Annotated in this window: 17 protein-coding genes and 1 tRNA gene; 7 read left to right on the plus strand and 11 right to left on the minus strand. The window is 65.9% G+C overall.

The features are described 5' to 3' along the window. Window positions 1-78: 78 nt before the first annotated feature. Window positions 79-810: a S8/S53 family peptidase gene (locus VGT77_RS03720; RefSeq protein ID WP_327459709.1), complete on the minus strand. Its 732-nt coding sequence runs from the start codon at window positions 808-810 to the stop codon at window positions 79-81. Between the two features lie 137 nt (window positions 811-947). Between VGT77_RS03720 and eda the strand changes: the two genes are divergently transcribed. Next, window positions 948-1559, plus strand: a complete 612-nt coding sequence (eda, locus tag VGT77_RS03725) for a bifunctional 4-hydroxy-2-oxoglutarate aldolase/2-dehydro-3-deoxy-phosphogluconate aldolase (protein WP_327459711.1) — start codon at window positions 948-950, stop codon at window positions 1557-1559. Here eda and VGT77_RS03730 read toward each other — a convergent pair. After that, window positions 1556-2293 carry an A24 family peptidase gene (locus VGT77_RS03730; RefSeq protein ID WP_327459713.1) on the minus strand — a complete coding sequence of 246 codons (738 nt, stop codon included), beginning with the start codon at window positions 2291-2293 and terminating at the stop codon, window positions 1556-1558. The two genes, eda and VGT77_RS03730, sit on opposite strands and share 4 nt — an antisense overlap. A 100-nt stretch (window positions 2294-2393) precedes the next feature. On the opposite strand from VGT77_RS03730, the gene VGT77_RS03735 reads away from it, so the two are divergent. Further along, a complete protein-coding gene (locus VGT77_RS03735) occupies window positions 2394-3581 on the plus strand; it encodes an acetyl-CoA C-acyltransferase (RefSeq protein ID WP_327459715.1) in 1188 nt (395 codons plus the stop codon). 24 nt (window positions 3582-3605) lie between these two features. On the opposite strand, the gene VGT77_RS03740 is transcribed toward VGT77_RS03735, so the two are convergent. Then, window positions 3606-4262 carry a hypothetical protein gene (locus VGT77_RS03740; RefSeq protein ID WP_327459717.1) on the minus strand — a complete coding sequence of 219 codons (657 nt, stop codon included), beginning with the start codon at window positions 4260-4262 and terminating at the stop codon, window positions 3606-3608. A gap of 86 nt (window positions 4263-4348) precedes the next feature. Next, on the minus strand, window positions 4349-4828 hold the full coding sequence (locus VGT77_RS03745) for an SH3 domain-containing protein (RefSeq protein WP_327459719.1): 480 nt from the start codon (window positions 4826-4828) through the stop codon (window positions 4349-4351). A gap of 78 nt (window positions 4829-4906) precedes the next feature. Between VGT77_RS03745 and VGT77_RS03750 the strand changes: the two genes are divergently transcribed. The 3 genes from VGT77_RS03750 to VGT77_RS03760 are packed head-to-tail and all read left to right on the plus strand — an operon-like array spanning window position 4907 to window position 8436. Beyond that, the gene (locus VGT77_RS03750; protein WP_327459721.1) at window positions 4907-5848 is read left to right on the plus strand and encodes a D-glycerate dehydrogenase; all 942 of its coding nucleotides are present in this window, start codon (window positions 4907-4909) and stop codon (window positions 5846-5848) included. Between the two features lie 3 nt (window positions 5849-5851). Beyond that, the gene (locus tag VGT77_RS03755) at window positions 5852-7168 is read left to right on the plus strand and encodes a phosphotransferase family protein (RefSeq protein WP_327459723.1); all 1317 of its coding nucleotides are present in this window, start codon (window positions 5852-5854) and stop codon (window positions 7166-7168) included. Next, the gene (locus tag VGT77_RS03760; RefSeq protein WP_327460117.1) at window positions 7168-8436 is read left to right on the plus strand and encodes an acyl-CoA dehydrogenase family protein; all 1269 of its coding nucleotides are present in this window, start codon (window positions 7168-7170) and stop codon (window positions 8434-8436) included. Before VGT77_RS03755 ends, VGT77_RS03760 begins: the two co-directional genes overlap by 1 nt. A gap of 7 nt (window positions 8437-8443) precedes the next feature. On the opposite strand, the gene VGT77_RS03765 is transcribed toward VGT77_RS03760, so the two are convergent. The 3 genes from VGT77_RS03765 to VGT77_RS03775 all read right to left on the minus strand — a co-directional run bounded on the left by VGT77_RS03765 (window position 8444) and on the right by VGT77_RS03775 (window position 10706). Further along, a complete protein-coding gene (locus VGT77_RS03765; protein WP_327459725.1) occupies window positions 8444-9763 on the minus strand; it encodes an alginate export family protein in 1320 nt (439 codons plus the stop codon). Between the two features lie 75 nt (window positions 9764-9838). Beyond that, window positions 9839-10018, minus strand: coding sequence for a hypothetical protein (locus VGT77_RS03770; protein ID WP_327459727.1), 180 nt, complete (start codon window positions 10016-10018; stop codon window positions 9839-9841). Window positions 10019-10124: 106 nt separating this feature from the next. Continuing rightward, a complete protein-coding gene (locus VGT77_RS03775) occupies window positions 10125-10706 on the minus strand; it encodes a hemerythrin domain-containing protein (protein ID WP_327459728.1) in 582 nt (193 codons plus the stop codon). Between the two features lie 88 nt (window positions 10707-10794). On the opposite strand from VGT77_RS03775, the gene VGT77_RS03780 reads away from it, so the two are divergent. Beyond that, window positions 10795-11712 (plus strand): phosphatase PAP2 family protein, encoded by a 918-nt coding sequence (locus tag VGT77_RS03780; RefSeq protein ID WP_327459730.1) that lies wholly within the window; start codon window positions 10795-10797, stop codon window positions 11710-11712. A 6-nt stretch (window positions 11713-11718) separates the two neighbouring features. Here the strand turns inward: VGT77_RS03780 and VGT77_RS03785 are convergent. After that, window positions 11719-11794: transfer RNA gene (locus VGT77_RS03785), tRNA-Glu, on the minus strand. A gap of 97 nt (window positions 11795-11891) precedes the next feature. Between VGT77_RS03785 and VGT77_RS03790 the strand changes: the two genes are divergently transcribed. Beyond that, complete coding sequence (locus VGT77_RS03790; RefSeq protein WP_327459732.1) at window positions 11892-13244, plus strand: glycoside hydrolase family 43 protein; 1353 nt, start codon at window positions 11892-11894, stop codon at window positions 13242-13244. Here the strand turns inward: VGT77_RS03790 and VGT77_RS03795 are convergent. The 3 genes from VGT77_RS03795 to VGT77_RS03805 are packed head-to-tail and all read right to left on the minus strand — an operon-like array spanning window position 13228 to window position 15074. Beyond that, entirely contained in the window at window positions 13228-14046 is an 819-nt protein-coding gene (locus tag VGT77_RS03795; RefSeq protein ID WP_327459734.1) for a phytanoyl-CoA dioxygenase family protein, read from the minus strand. The genes VGT77_RS03790 and VGT77_RS03795 overlap by 17 nt on opposite strands. Window positions 14047-14080: 34 nt before the next feature. Next, window positions 14081-14464 carry a VOC family protein gene (locus VGT77_RS03800; protein ID WP_327459736.1) on the minus strand — a complete coding sequence of 128 codons (384 nt, stop codon included), beginning with the start codon at window positions 14462-14464 and terminating at the stop codon, window positions 14081-14083. Between the two features lie 13 nt (window positions 14465-14477). Next, window positions 14478-15074, minus strand: coding sequence for a class I SAM-dependent methyltransferase (locus tag VGT77_RS03805; RefSeq protein ID WP_327459738.1), 597 nt, complete (start codon window positions 15072-15074; stop codon window positions 14478-14480). Window positions 15075-15124 lie beyond the last annotated feature (50 nt).

Below are 15124 nucleotides of genomic sequence, written 5' to 3' on the forward strand. Positions count from 1 at the left end.
AAGCGGGAAGCCAGAGGAGGGCGGGGAGCACGCTTATTTTCTGGGTCCGCGCTTTCGCGGGGATGACGAAAGGACCGGTTAGTGCGTGCCGTTGAGCGCGGCGACTTCGCGGCTGGCTGCGAGCACGCGGCGGGCCGTCTCGATCGGCGCGGCGAAGGACGTGCCGGTGCCGGTCACTTCGAGGCCGGCGGCCGAAATGGTCGGCACATCGACGCCGCGCCGCCAGACGTAGAGGTAATCGTCGGCGTCGGGGCGGTTGGTGCCGCGCCAGGGATTTCCCGCAGGATCGGTCGCCCCCACCAGCACGGCGCGGGGGAAGCCGGCGCGGGCCATCGCGATATTGTCCGGATGGTCGCGACCATTATTGCCAGCGGCCATCACGACGATGATGCCCTTGGCGGATGCGCGGCGCACAGCCTCCGTGATGCCTGGATCGTTGGCAAGGGCGAGCGACAGATTGATCGCAGTGACGCCCAGCTCGACCGCCTTGTCGATCGCCTGGACGATTGGCCGGGACGAAGGCTGGCACGGCGGCGAACGATCGGCGGGGCAGCCAGCCGGATCGTCGATGCGGATCGAAACGATGTCGACCGCGCCCTTGGCTTCGCGGTCCAGGATCGTCGCGACCATCGTGCCGTGATCGTAGCGTGGGCTGAACGCCGGACGCTTGCCGGCCAGATCATATTCGCCGACCAGCACCTGGGCGAGTTGCGGAGTTCTCGCCACGCCACTGTCGACCACGGCGACGAGCGGGCGGGCGGTGGCGGAGACGGAGGCCATCAGGCCGATCAGGAAAAGCAACAAACGCAAAGTTACCGGCCCCCGGACCGAGTTAAACTTCACGAATCCCCCCGGACTCGCGACATCAATATGTGCAACCCTGCTACTTCACGGAAGTGAAAATCGAGCTAATCGCGACGAACGGTTGGGCGCAAAGGAGACCAAGGTTGAGCAACATCGAAACGATCATGCGCCTCGCGCCCGTCATTCCCGTGCTGGTGCTCGACGAACCGGAACAAGCCGTCGCGATCGGCACCGCCTTGGTGAAGGGCGGCCTGCCTGTGCTCGAAGTCACGTTGCGCACGCCACGGGCCCTGGAGGTCATGGCGGCGATGACGTCGATCGAAGGAGCAGTGGTCGGCGCGGGCACGGTGCTCGATGCGGCGCAACTGGATCAAGCCCTGGACGCCGGCGCGCGTTTCATCGTCAGCCCGGGCCTGACCGACAAGCTGGCGAAGGCGGCGGCGGCGCGGCGGGCCTGCTTCCTGCCGGGCGTCGCCAACGCCTCCGACATCATGCGCGGGCTCGATCTGGGCCTAAATCGCTTCAAATTTTTCCCAGCGGAAGCGAGCGGTGGGTTGAAGGCGCTCAAGGCCCTGGCCGGCCCGTTCGGCGATGTCCGCTTCTGCCCAACGGGCGGCATCACGCTCGACAGCGCGCCCGATTGGCTGGCGGAGGAAGCCGTGCTTTGCGTCGGCGGGAGTTGGCTGGTGAAGCCGGGCATGAGCGTGGATGAGATCGAAGCTGCCGCGCGGCAGGCGGCTGCGCTCAAGCGCTAACCTCTCGCAAACAGGAATAGCCAGACCGGCCATGCCGCCACGGCGAGCAAGGCACCCAAAGGGAGGGACGTGGTCGCGCTGATCGCCTCACCCCTCGCGCGTGCCAGCAGCGCGGAGCCGATGCCAGCAAGGCCAGCGAGCAAGAAGACAGTCGGCAAGGCCGCCCAGCCGAGCCAGGCACCGATTGCGCCGAACAGCTTGGGGTCGCCGCCCCCCAGCCCCTCGCGCTTGCGGACCAGGCGATATGCTCGGCCGATCAGCCACAGGCTGAGAAATCCGGCCGCCATGCCGATCAGCCGGTCGTTCGGGAAAGGCGCGGCGCCGGCGGCTCCGAAGGCGATCGCGAGAAGGGTGAGCGTGCCGGTCGCGCGGTCGGGAAGCCAGAAATGCTCCACATCGAGCACCGCCAGCAGCAGCAGCCCCCAGCCGAACACCGCGCCGCCGACACCGGCTAGGCCGGGCGCGAGGGAGAAGGACAATCCTCCGATCGCTGCCGATGCAATCTCGATCAGCAGATGCTTACGGTCGATGGCCTTACCACACGAGGCGCAGCGGCCGCGCCGGACCAGGAATGAGACGATCGGAATTAGATCGAACGGTGAAAGGGTACGCCGGCAATGGTCGCAACGGGACCGGCCGCTCGCCGCCTGCTCTCCCGCAGGCCAGCGGATGGCTGCCGTGGCAAGGAAGCTGCCGACGATCGCGCCGAACAAGAAGCCGATGACACCCCACATTCCCCTCCCCTGCCGTTCGCTTCGAGCGAAGTCGAGAAGGGTATCTCGACTTCGCTCGATACGAACGGATAAGGGGCGATCCGTTCAATACGAGGTGCCCATGACCGCCGATCCGATCGTCATCCTGTCCTATGCCCGCACACCGATGGGTGGCTTCCAGGGGGCGCTCGCCGGCGCGAGTGCCACCGACCTTGGCGCGACGGCGGTCGGCGCCGCGGTGGACCGGGCCGGCGTGGCGAAGGAAGCGGTGGAACGCATCTATATGGGCTGCGTGCTCCCGGCGGGCCTCGGCCAGGCGCCGGCGAGGCAGGCGGCGATCAAAGCCGGGCTGCCTGTTTCGGTCGAGGCGACCACGGTCAACAAGATGTGCGGCTCCGGCATGCAGGCGGCGATCATGGGTGCCGAGGCGCTGGCTGCCGGCTCGGTCGACCTGCTCGTCGCCGGCGGCATGGAGAGCATGACCAATGCGCCCTATCTGATGACCAAGCACCGCGGCGGCGCGCGCATCGGGCATGATCGCATGTTCGACTCCATGTATCTCGACGGTCTCGAAGATGCGTATGAGCCCGGCAAGCTGATGGGCGCCTTTGCGGAGGATACGGCGCGCGAATATCAGTTCACGCGGGAGCAACAAGACGACTATGCCGTCGCGTCGTTGACCCGTGCGCGGAAGGCGCAGCAGGACGGCAGCTTCGACCGCGAGATCGTCCCTGTTACCGTCGCCGGCCGCAAGGGCGACGTGACGATCAGCGAGGACGAGCAACCGGCCAAGGGCGATGTCACCAAGATCCCGACCTTGCGGCCCGCCTTTTCAAAGGACGGCACAATCACCGCCGCCAACGCGTCATCCATCTCCGATGGCGCAGCTGCCCTGGTGATGACGCGGGCGAGCGTTGCCGAGCGGCTGGGCGTCACGCCGGTGGCGCGGATCGTCGGGCATGCCGCCCACGCGCACCTGCCGGCCAAGTTCACGACCGCGCCGGTATTCGCGATGCAGAAGGCGCTTGGCCGCGCCGGCTGGGCGATTGGCGATATCGACCTGTTCGAGGTGAACGAAGCGTTCGCGGTGGTGGCGATGATCGCCATGCGTGAGCTGTCGATCCCGCACGAGGTGCTGAACGTCCATGGCGGCGCCACTGCACTGGGCCACCCGATCGGCGCGAGCGGCGCGCGCGTGATGGCGACTTTGCTGTCGGCGCTGGAGAAGAATGGTCAGAAGCGCGGCCTCGCCTCGCTCTGTATCGGCGGCGGCGAAGCAACGGCTGTGGCGGTAGAACTGATGAACTAGCCTGAGGAGCGTCGGCGGCGCTCGTCAGGCTCTCAGACTGCTGACCCGCCCCAACTCCGATTTGAGGCGCTGGGCATCGAACGCGTGCTGCTCGAACTCGCCGCCCCGCTCGACCCAGAACAGGAAAAGGTGCGCGGACCATTTGTTCGGGTTGGGCTGGGTCCGGCCGTGGCGGAGATTGATGCCGCGATACAGGACCGCATCTCCAGGCTCCATGGCGACTGAAGCGAAGGGCTCATCCCCGAAATCGTCGAAGCAGGGGCCCTCCTCCGTCACCTGCCGCGAGCCGACTTCGAGCGGCCAGGCAATGCCGTCGCTATAGGCGAGCGTCAGCGACACGCTGTGCTCGCAGGACGGCCGGTCCGAATGGACCCGGCAAATATCGTCCTGCTGGTAGATCCGGAAATAGTCGTAGCTCGGCAGCAGGTCCGCTCCGGTGAGCTGGCACATGATCGGCGTCATGCCCCACAGAAAGGTAGTCAGCGGCCGGTAGAAATGGCCTGAAATGTCCACGGATTGCCGCTTGGAGAGATTGTTCTGCTTGGCGAAGGTCTGGAAGGACTTACCCGAAGCCGCGAGATCGATCTCGATCTGCTTGAACAGATATCCCGCCACTTCGGGCGGGACCAAGCTCCGGATGGCCGCATAACCGTCCCGATGATAGTCGCCCTCGATACGCATTTTGGGTGGCTTGTCCCGTTCTGGATTCACGCGCGATTTCGCAGACCCGGCTCTGGTCCGCAATGGCTCGGAGTGAGTCGCTCCGATCAATCCTCGACCGTTTCGTTCGGCGCCACGCCCCACAGGCTTGTCGCCGCGATCCAGCCGCGTCGACCCTTGACGTCGAAATCGCACCAACCTTCGCGGCAGCCGCGCAGTTTACCGACCACGCCCGGCGCCGCGCGCCAGACGACCGGCGCGCCACCATCCGGCCGCGCCCGCATCGGCGCGATGTCTCCGCGCACCATTCCCGTGCGCGCTTCAGAGAGCATGTTCGCCTGCATCCAGCCCTGGGCGCCGTCGGGATCTTGAACCTTGCGCCAGGCGGGAAACGTCGCGACGACCCTGACCGGCAGACCGGCCCGGCGAAACTGCCAGATGGCGGGGAAGTTGCGGCCGGGGCCGGTGCGGATATTTGCTTCGTTCGGCACGACAGAGGCCCAGTAAGGCGGCTTGCGGTCTTGCGCGGCGGCTGCAGTGGCGAAACAGGACAGGGCGAACATGGCGCCCACCAACGGCTTGAACATGGCGCCTGTGTTGCCGCAGTCGAACTCCGCCTTCAAGCGCGCTTGACGCGGCTCGGCAGCACTGCCTAGCTGCTGGCAATGGCCCAACGCCCCCGCATCCTCGTCACCCGAAAGCTGCCCGAGGCTGTGGAGACGCGCATGCGGGAGCTGTTCGACTTTACCGACGATCTCGCTCAGGCCGATGTGCTGGTGCCTACCATCGTCGATACGGTCGACGCGGCCCTGATCGGGAGCGCGGGTGAGCGGCTGAAGCTGATCGCAAACTACGGCAACGGCGTCGATCATATCGACCTGAAGGCGGCGCGGGCGCGCGGCATCATCGTCACCAACACGCCGGGCGTGTTGACCGAGGACGCCGCCGATATGGCGATGGCTTTGATACTCGCGGTCGCGCGCCGGCTTTCCGAAGGCGAAAGGCTGGTCCGCTCCGGCACATGGAGCGGCTGGGGGCCGACCACGATGCTTGGCCACCGCGTCAACGGCAAGGCGCTCGGCATCCTGGGCATGGGCCGTATCGGCCAGGCGATCGCGATGCGCGCTCAAGGCTTTGGCCTCAGCATCCACTACCACAATCGCCGGCGCTTGCCGGATGTGGTCGAGCGAGCGGTCGGCGCCGTCTGGCATCCTGAGCTGGACGACATGCTGACCGAGATCGATTTTCTGTCGATCAACTGCCCGCACAATGCCACTACCCATCACCTGATCGATGCCGGCCGATTGGAGCTCCTGGGCCCCCGCGGCTATCTGATCAACATCGCACGCGGCGAGATCGTCGACGAACCCGCGCTGATCGACGCGCTGGAGAATGGCGGAATAGCGGGCGCGGGCCTCGACGTGTTCGAGCATGAGCCTGCGGTCGATCCCCGCCTGCTCGCGCTCGATAATGTCGTCATGCTGCCGCACATGGCCTCCGCCACCGTCGAGGCGCGCCAGGCGACCGGCGAGAAGGTGATCGCCAATATCCGCATGTGGGCCGACGGCCACCGCCCGCCCGACCAGGTGCTTGAGGGCTGGGCCTGAGGCTTGGACCAGGCGCTGCTCGAAGCCGCGGTCGCGCGGATGCTCGGGCCCGGCGGCGATGTGCAAGGGCTGAAACGCCTCACCGGCGGCGCAAATATGGAAAGCTGGTCTTTCGATCGCGACGGCCAAGGCTATGTGCTGCGCCGCGCACCAAGCGCCGAGATGATGGCGGGCCGCGCCTATAGCCATGACGTGGAGGCCGCGCTCATTCGCCTGGCGCATTCGCACGGCGTCATGGCGCCGGAGGTGCTGGGCGAGCTGGAGCCCAGTGACGGACTCGGCAGCGGATATCTGATGCGGCGCGTAGAAGGCACGGCCGATCCCCGCATCCTGCTCGACGGGCCAGCGCCGGAGCTGCTCGATCAACTCGCGCGGGAACTGGCCCGCATCCACGAGATCCCGTTAACCGACCTCCCTTCCGGTCTGCCGCAAAGCGACGCCGGCGAGCTGGTCGAAGCCCTGGCGGCGCGGTTCGAAGCTCATGGTGGAGACCGGCCGGTGATGGCGCTGGCGTTGCGATGGCTGCGGGATCACCTGCCCTCGCCCGCTCAGAGGGTGCTGCTGCACGGCGACTTCCGCATCGGCAACTTGATGGCGGACGATCGCGGCCTCACCGCCGTGCTCGATTGGGAACTCGCCCATATAGGCGACCGGCACCAGGACCTGGCCTATGGCTGCATCAACAGCTGGCGCTTCGGCCGGATCGATCGGCCGGCCTTCGGCATGGGGCAGTTTGAAGAGCTATTTGTGGCTTACGAGCGGGAGAGCAGGATTGCCGTGGAGCCGGCGCGCTTCCGCTTCTGGCTCGTCTATTCGACCCTCTGGTGGGGCCTCACCTGCCTCGAGATGGCTGAGATCTGGCGTTCCGGCCGCGACCGAAGCCTGGAGCGCGTGGTGATCGGCCGCCGCGCGTCCGAGACTGAGGCCGACCTTCTGATGCTGCTGGAGGAGGACGCGCCGGAGAGCGAGCGGAGGGCAGTCGACCTGCCTCAATCCCCGATTGTCCGTCGTCAGGGCGAGCCCAGCCAAGAAGAACTGTTCGAAGCTGTTTCCGAATGGATCGAGCAGGACCTGAAGCCCCAACTCAGCGGCCGCGACCGCTTCCAGGCCAATGTCGCTCTGAATGCGCTCGGCATGCTGAAGCGCGAAGGCGCCCTGCCCTTCGATCGCACCCTCAGCGACGATCTGCTCGCCGGCCGCGCGACGCTCGCCACGCCCGGCCTGCTGGCGCGCCTCAAACGCGAAACACTCGCCAAGCTGGCTGCGGACCAGCCCAAATACAGCGCGCTCCACGCGGCGCGAGCACGATGGAGCGCCTGATGCTGTTCGAGATACCGCAGGAAATCACAGCCTATCTGGCGGAACTCGACAGCTTCATCGATCGCGAGATCAGGCCCCTGGAACAGGCGGACGATAATATTCGCTTCTTCGACCATCGGCGCGAACATGCGCGGACCGATTGGGATCGGGGCGGATTGCCTCGGCACGAGTGGGAGGCTTTGCTGGCTGAGATGCGGCGGCGGGCGGATGCGGCAGGGCATTACCGCTTCGCCATACCGGCTGAATATGGCGGCAAGGGCGGATCGAACCTCGCCATGGCGGTGATCCGCCACCACCTGGCCGCCAAGGGGCTAGGCCTGCACAACGACCTGCAGAATGAAAGCTCGATTGTCGGCAATCTGGTGCAGGTGCTGATGCTCCGCGACTTCGGCACCGACGAGCAGAAACGCGCCTTCATTCCGCCGATGCTCGAAGGCGAGATGCGCTGGGCCTTCGGTTTGACCGAGGAAGCGCATGGCTCCGACGCCACCCATATGGACACGCGCGCCGTCCCGGAAGCGCGGGATGGCGTCGCCGGTTACCGCATCGACGGCGAGAAGATGTGGATCACCGGCGTTCATGTTGCGACGCACGTGATGACCTTTGCCCGCACTTCGGGCGAGGACGGCAAAGCGCGCGGCATAACCTGCTTTGTGGTGCCGACCGACGCGCCCGGCTTCCAAATCGGCGAGTATCTGTGGACGTTCAACATGCCGACCGACCATCCGCGGCTTCGCTTTGAGGGCGTGTGGGTGCCGGAGAGCGCAATCCTGGGCCAACTGGATCAGGGCCTCGCCGTTGCCCAGCATTTCGTCCACGAGAACCGCATCCGCCAGGCGGCAAGCTCCGTCGGCGCAGCGCAATATTGCATCGACGAAGCGGTGAAATATGCGCGGGAACGCAAGCCCTTTGGAAAGCCGCTCGCCGTCAATCAGGCAATCCAATTTCCGCTGGTCGAGCTCGCCACGGAAGCCGAGATGCTACGTCTGCTGATCTACAAGACCGCGGCCGAAATGGACACCATGTCCAAGCCCGAAGTCGCGCTACGTCTCTCCGATAAGGTCAGCATGTGCAACTACCGCGCAAACCGCCTCGTCTGCCAGGCCGCCGACTTCGCGATGCAGGTCCATGGCGGCATCGGCTATTCGCGGCACAAGCCGTTCGAGCACATCTACCGCCATCACCGCCGCTACCGGATCACGGAAGGCTCGGAGGAGATCCAGATGCGCAAGGTGGCGGGCCATCTGTTCGGCTTCATGAGCGGCTAGATTTCGATCAGAAACTCGCCGAAACGTTGAGCGACAGATAGCGCGTCCAGCGCTTGGGCGGCGCGTTCGGCGCTTCGGTCAGGAAGCGACCCTTACGCAGCAGCACGGCGTCCGCCTCCAGCGTCAGCCATGGCGAGACCCGACGGCGGATGCGGCTGTCGACCTGGTGCCCGGCAAAGCGCCCTGACCGGCCACTCGCATCCCGCACGCCAGTGGACGAGAAGCTGTCGAAGCGTGAGGCGAGCCACATCGGCCGGTAGCTGACGAACCAGTCGGTCTTCTTGTCTGGCACGGCCTCGAGCCTGACACCGGGGCTGATCAGGTTGGTCCGCGCAATGGCGTTGTAGAGCCCGGCGGGCGCCAGGTCGGCGCGGCGCATGCCGAACAGCGTGTCGAACCGGCCGAAGCGCCCGCCGCGACCGTCGCCGCTCGCATGATCATAGTCGAAGGAAAGTCGCGGCTTCCAGGCGCCGCGAAAGGTGTAGCCGGCGTCCGCGTGGAAGAACCAGGCGCGGACCGACTGCAGAGCGGCATTCGGTGCAAGGCTGGTGGCCACCTCGCCACGCTGCACGAAACCTTCAAATTCCAGGTCGAACTTGCCTATCGCGGGCTCACGCAGCACGCGCCCGCCGAACGTGTCGAGCGAACGGTTGCGGGTCGGCCGGCTTGGCCGATCACGTTCTCCCAAATGAATATAGGTGCCCTCGAGAGCGACCTCGCCAATCACGCGCGCCTTGCTGACCGTGCCGCCCCACAGCACAAGGTCGAAGCCTTCGTGATCGGGGCTAGTCTTGTTGTCCAACAAGGCATCGAGCCTATCGGGACGCCGCTGCTGCGGCAGCGTGTAGATGGCCGTCGCCTGCCAGCCGGCTTTGTTCGCGTAGTCGACGCGCAGACCCGTATAGCCGTTTGTGGTGTTCCGATAGTCGTCTGCGGCCACCAGTCGACGCGAGCCGAGGTTCAGCATCAAGCGGCCGATCTGCACGCTGGTCCGGCTGTTCGCACCCAGCCCTTCGCCCAAGTCAGCCTTCAGAAAGACCTGTACCAGTTCGAGCGTATTCACTTCGTTGGTGGAGACTGGGGTTCGGCGATCCGCTCCAAAAACGCGGCTGTCCCAAAGCTCGGCAGCTAGCTGGACCGGTCCCGAGCCGTATTCGGCCAGCAAAGTCGTACGGAAGTTCAACAGCGTATCGCTGCTGTTGAAACCGGCGCGGGCCTGGCCGGAAATGGTTTCGACGCGCACCCGCTCGGTGCCGCTCAGCCGGATACCGGCCGCGGCGGGAGCCGCTAGAAGGGTAAGCGCTGAAACTGCGGAGCCAATGCGCATGCGCCTGAGCTATGCTGCTCAGGAGCTCCGTTCGACGGAGCTTTGCTTTCGTAGGCGCAACGGCGCCTTGGGCGGTCAGCGCAGCTTCGCGATGCTCAGCCCGTCCGCCTTGGCGCGGTCCTTGACCGACTCCTCGCTGCGGGTCAGCGCCTTGGCGATCGCCTTCAGCGCCATGCCCTTCTTCGCCAGAGTGTGCAGCTTCTGCACCTCGTCCGGGCGCCAGGGTTGACGATGACGTTCGAACTTCTCGGCCATGCTGCTCCCTGCCTCCCTGCGTTCGACATTGCGAGGAGCGGAGCGACGAAGCAATCCACGTCACGCACTCTGGATTGCTTCGCTTCGCTCGCAACGAGGGTCCGGGCTAGCCATTGCCCCAGGACATTGCCGATCCGCTCCCGCCGGCTTCGCGGCCTTGGGCGCTGTAACGGCTCATCTCTTCCTGGTAGCGGCTGCGGAGCACCTGCTGGCGATCGGACAGCATTTCGCGTTCCAAGGTGATCAACCAGCTGCTTTCTTCCTGGTACATATGGTGGAGCACCGCGCCCCGAATATGCTCCAGCTTGTCCAGATATTCCTGCGTCATCGGTTCCAACTTGCCGAGCAGGCCCAGCTGCACCTTGGTCATGGCCTGCTCCTCATAGCCCATCATCGCATGGCCCTTCTGGTCGGTGTCGGCCATTTCGGGATAGACGACGGCTTCTTCGGCGGCGGCATGGCCGTTGAGCAGGGTCGAAAGTTCCAGCTCGGCCCGACGCTGCGCCGCCGCGTCGGGGGCTGCCCTCACGGCGTCGAACGCCCGCTCGATCCGCTCGTGATCGTCGATGATCAGCTGCACCCAGCCATTGGGCGCGGCCTGGGTGCGGGCATTGTGCCGCGCCTCCCTGCGGGTCTCGTCGCTCTCCGGCGGAGCGACCTTGGCGACGAACTTGTCCAGCAACGACATGTGGCATCTCCTTGTGACCTCTCAACAAGCGCAAGCAAGGCATGGAGGTTCCCGCAGCCGTTTCAGGAGTTTGCGCGTTGTCTCTTCGATGCGAGACGAAGCGCGACCGCTCGAACGTGCTAGCTGGCTGCTGATCGCAGCGATGCTGGCGCTGTTCATAGCGCTACAACTGCGGTCGCCCTTTGCCTTAGCTCCTCTCGGGCTGGCTGTGGCGACCCTTACGCTGGGGCTGCTCGCTTGCGGCTGGCGTCGTACGGCAGGGCGGGGACAGTCTTGCGCTGCGGCCGGCGCCGTGGCGCTGATCCAGATGACTCTGTTCACGCTGCTGGGTGTCGCCATCACCTATATGCTGACGGCGCAGGCTGGAGCCCTCTGGGACGAACACTTCGCGCAAGCCGATCGCGCGCTCGGCCTTAACTGGCCGGCGGTCCGCGCGGTGCTCGATAAAAGGCCGCTGGTCGTCACCGCCCTCGGCTTCAGCTATCACAGCCTGGCGCTTCAGATGGTCGCCGCGATTTGCGCCCTGAGCGCTGCCGGCCGGCTCGACATCCTCCGCATCACCGTCTTTGCGGCCCTCTCTTCGGGGCTGCTGACGGTGCTGCTCTCAGGACTCTTCCCCGCCAACGGCAACATCTTCGAGCCGGCAGATTATCGCCACCTCTGGCCGTCGATCCCGTGGCAGCAGATCGAGTTGCTCCACGGCCTGCGCAGTGGCGCCATCCGCACGATCGACTTGCTTCAGCTGGAAGGCATCGTCACCTTCCCCTCCTACCATGCGACGCTGAGCGTGCTGTTCGCCTGGAGCTTCCGCTCCGTGCCGGGGCTGAGAATCGCGGGCCCGGTCTGGGCTAGCCTCACGCTGTTGGCGACGCCGATATTTGGCGGCCATTATATGGTCGACGTGCTCGCCGGCGCGCTGCTCGGCATCGTCAGTCTGGTCGCTGGCATCGGACTGGCATCTGACCGATATGCGGCGACAATGCCACGTCAACGCCTAAGTATCTGATTTGGGTGGTGACCCCTACGGGACTCGAACCCGTGTTTTCGCCGTGAGAGGGCGACGTCCTAGACCGCTAGACGAAGGGGCCGTATCGGCAAGAGGCGCGACCTATGGTCGGGGCGCGGCGGTGTCAAGCGCGGCTTCGACCGGGTGAGCCAAAACGGTTTGGGCGCGTTAAGGGGAGCATGGGGCGCCTGATCTACTCTGCCGAAGTGACGAAGAGCGGCGAGCTGATCGTCTCTGGTCCGGCGGCTGATGGCAGGGCGACCGAGCGCCGCATCCCGCTCGGCGATCGCCAGCATGGCGACTGGCTCGATGCCTTCAATGGGCTCGCGGCGACCTTCGGAACCCGCCTGCCGCGCAACCGGCAAAGTTGGCAGCCGCAAGGCACCTGCCCTGCCATCGAGCCGCTGCTGACCCGCAACATCGCGCCCGGCATCCGCGACGGTTATGGCGATCCGGCGGTGATCCGCACGGAGCATGGCTATCATCTGGTCGCCACATCGAACGACGCGCCCGAGGCTTTTCCGATCCTGCGCTCGCCGGACCTGAAGCGCTGGGAACATGCCGGCTTCGTCTTCCCCGCCGGCACGGCGCCGCACTGGGCGATCACGGGCGAGAATGTCGCCGATTTCTGGGCGCCCGAGTTGCACCGGGTCGGCGATGGCTATCTGCTCTGCTTCATGGCCCGGGACGCGGCGCGCTCGCTGTGCATTGGCCTTGCCCGCGCGGAGAGCCCCGACGGACCGTTCATGCCCGATCCCGAGCCTCTGCTGACCGGCGGCGTCATCGACCCGCATCTGCTCGTCTGCAGAGGACGCACTCTGCTTTTCTGGAAGGAAGACACGAATGCGATCTGGCCGCGCGGGCTTGCCGAGCTCCTTCGCGAGCAGCCCGGGCTTGCCGATGAACTCTTCGATCACGAGGCGGACCGGCGCACGGCGCATCTGTGCGCCGCTTTATGGGGCTGGGCGCGGAACGCCTCGCCGATGGAGCAATTCTTTGCGCTCCAGCCGCTGATCGAGGCAGGAGTCGCCCATTACGACCTTCTCCGCGCATCCTTGCAGGACCATGCGGAGGTGATCGTCGCGACGCGCACGCCGGTCTATGCGCAGGAACTGGCGCCGGACGGGCGGTCTCTGATCGGCAAGCGGCGGGTCGTGCTGGTCAACGACCTCGCCTGGGAAGGGCACCTGATCGAAGGCAATTGGGTGACGCACCAGGACGGCCGTTACTACCTCTTCTATTCGGGTAATGATTTCTCGACACCCGACTACGGCATCGGCGTCGGCATCGCCGAGGACCCGTTCGGTCCTTACACGAAGATGCCGGAGCCGCTGCTCCGCACCAACGCCGAGTGGTGGGGGCCGGGTCATCCCTCAGTCGCGACGGGGCCGGACGGCGTTCCCCGCCTCTTCTTTCACGCCTTTCCGCCCGGGACCGGCGGCTACAAGCAGTTCCGCGCACTGCTGAGCGCAAGGCTGGCTTTTCACCCTGACCGGGTCGAGCTTCTCCCCGCCCTCAATAAGCGGGCGTAAGCAGGCCTTCGATCGTGTGGTGCTGCACGATCGGCTCGAGCCGCTCGGCGACTCGATAGGTCAAATGATCGCGCACCCGCGACGGCAGCGAGTCTAGATAGACGCGCGTCACCTGCAGGTCGTGGTGCAGAGCGTTGGTCGCGTCCGGCGCGTCGACTCCGACGACCAGCACCGGCCGCGGCTCGTCCGAGCGGTTGGCGGTGCCGCGATGCACCGTCAGCGCCGACCGTACGGAGATATCGCCCATTTGCGGCATCTTCTGCTCGGCACGCTCGATATAGCGCGGCCAGAGTTCGCGCGGCGGGAACATGCCCTTGGGGCATCCTTCAAATTGGTCCCATTGCGTGCCCGGCGCGACCTCGAAAGGACCATGTTCCGGTCGTGTGTCCACCGCTGTCAGGTTGAAGGCGAGCGAATTCAGGCGCCGGCCCTTCGTGGTCGCCTCCGGCACCGCGAAGTCTCGGTGCCAAGGCTGGTCGGCGGCGCCAGGAAAGGGGATGTCGAACCCCACTTCCACGATCTTATAGTCGGGGCCGAGCACCGCTTCGCACACGGCGACGACCCACGGGTGTGTGGCGATATCGACAAAGCCGCGGATGCGTTCGGGATGCACCTCGACATACCAGCGCTCTGGCCCGCGCGGCAGGGCGCCGCCGGGTACGTCCTTCACTTCATTCCAGATGGCCCAGATGTCCTCCGCCATGCGCGCGGTCCATTCGCGCGAAAAGGCGCCCTTCAGGCCGGTGATGCCCGGCCCGTAGAGCGCCCCCATGATCTCGGCGACGTCGTAGCGCTGGTCCATGCCGCTATAACTTTCGACCGCCGCGGCGGCTCCGTCAGGCCTTGGGCCGGTGCAGGCCGCAGAGCTTGTTGCCGTCGGGATCGCGCAGATATGCGAGGTAGAGCTTGCCGAAGCTGCCCTCGCGATAACCCGGCGGGTCCTCGCAGCTGGTGCCGCCCGCCTCGCACCCGGCCTTGTGCCAGGCATCGGCCTGTTCGGGCGTGTCCATCGCAAATCCGATCGTCCCGCCATTGGCGTGAGTCGCCGGTTCGCCGTTGATTGGCGGCGTGACCATGAAAATGCCGCCCTTGTGCATGTACATCAGTCGGCCCTTCTCATCCTGCATGCCGGGCTTTCCGCCCATGGCGCCGAACAGGGCGTCGTAGAACTTCTTGGACTTCGCGGTGTCGTTCGTCCCGACCATCATGTGACTGTACATCGTTCCTCCTCCCTTACTCCGCCGCCTGGCGGAGCGGTTCGATCAGTTCCTCTTCGCGCGACCGGAACACCCATACCCGCGCCGGCGGCAGGTTTCGCCAGACCTTGTCGGCCAATGCTACCTCCACGTCGTGCGAACGCGGCAGCGGCGGACGCACGCCATAGGAATATTGGACGAACGGCGCGCCGGGCGGCAGCAGACGCAGCAAAGCGAGAACGAGCCCGACGCGCTCATGCGCCGGAAAGTTGAGCAGCGGCAGGCTTGAGATAATCCCGTTGAACGGCCCGAGGGATTCGATCCGCCCGGCATCCGTGGCATCGCCTTCGATGACCTGAAGCCGGGGGAAGCGGGTGCGGAGCATGCGGGCGAAGGTCGGGTCGGCCTCGACTGCGAGCACCCGCTCCGGTCCGAGGCCGCGCCGGATCAGCGCCTTGGTGATGGCGCCGGTGCCGGGCCCTAGCTCCAGCACGCGGCCAGGCAAGGAGAAGTCGATCTGCGCCGCCATGGCTTCGGCGAGCGCCGGACTGGCAGGGCTGATTGCTCCGACCGCGCGCGGATTGCGCGCCATGCGCTCGACGAAGCTCAGCCAATCCTTCAAAGGTCCGGGCACCGGCGTGCCATGGCGTTTCGGCTGGCGGAGCGCAACGGCCTAAGTCGGTG

Source organism: Sphingomonas sp. (assembly GCF_035944535.1).
GTDB lineage: Bacteria > Pseudomonadota > Alphaproteobacteria > Sphingomonadales > Sphingomonadaceae > Sphingomonas_B.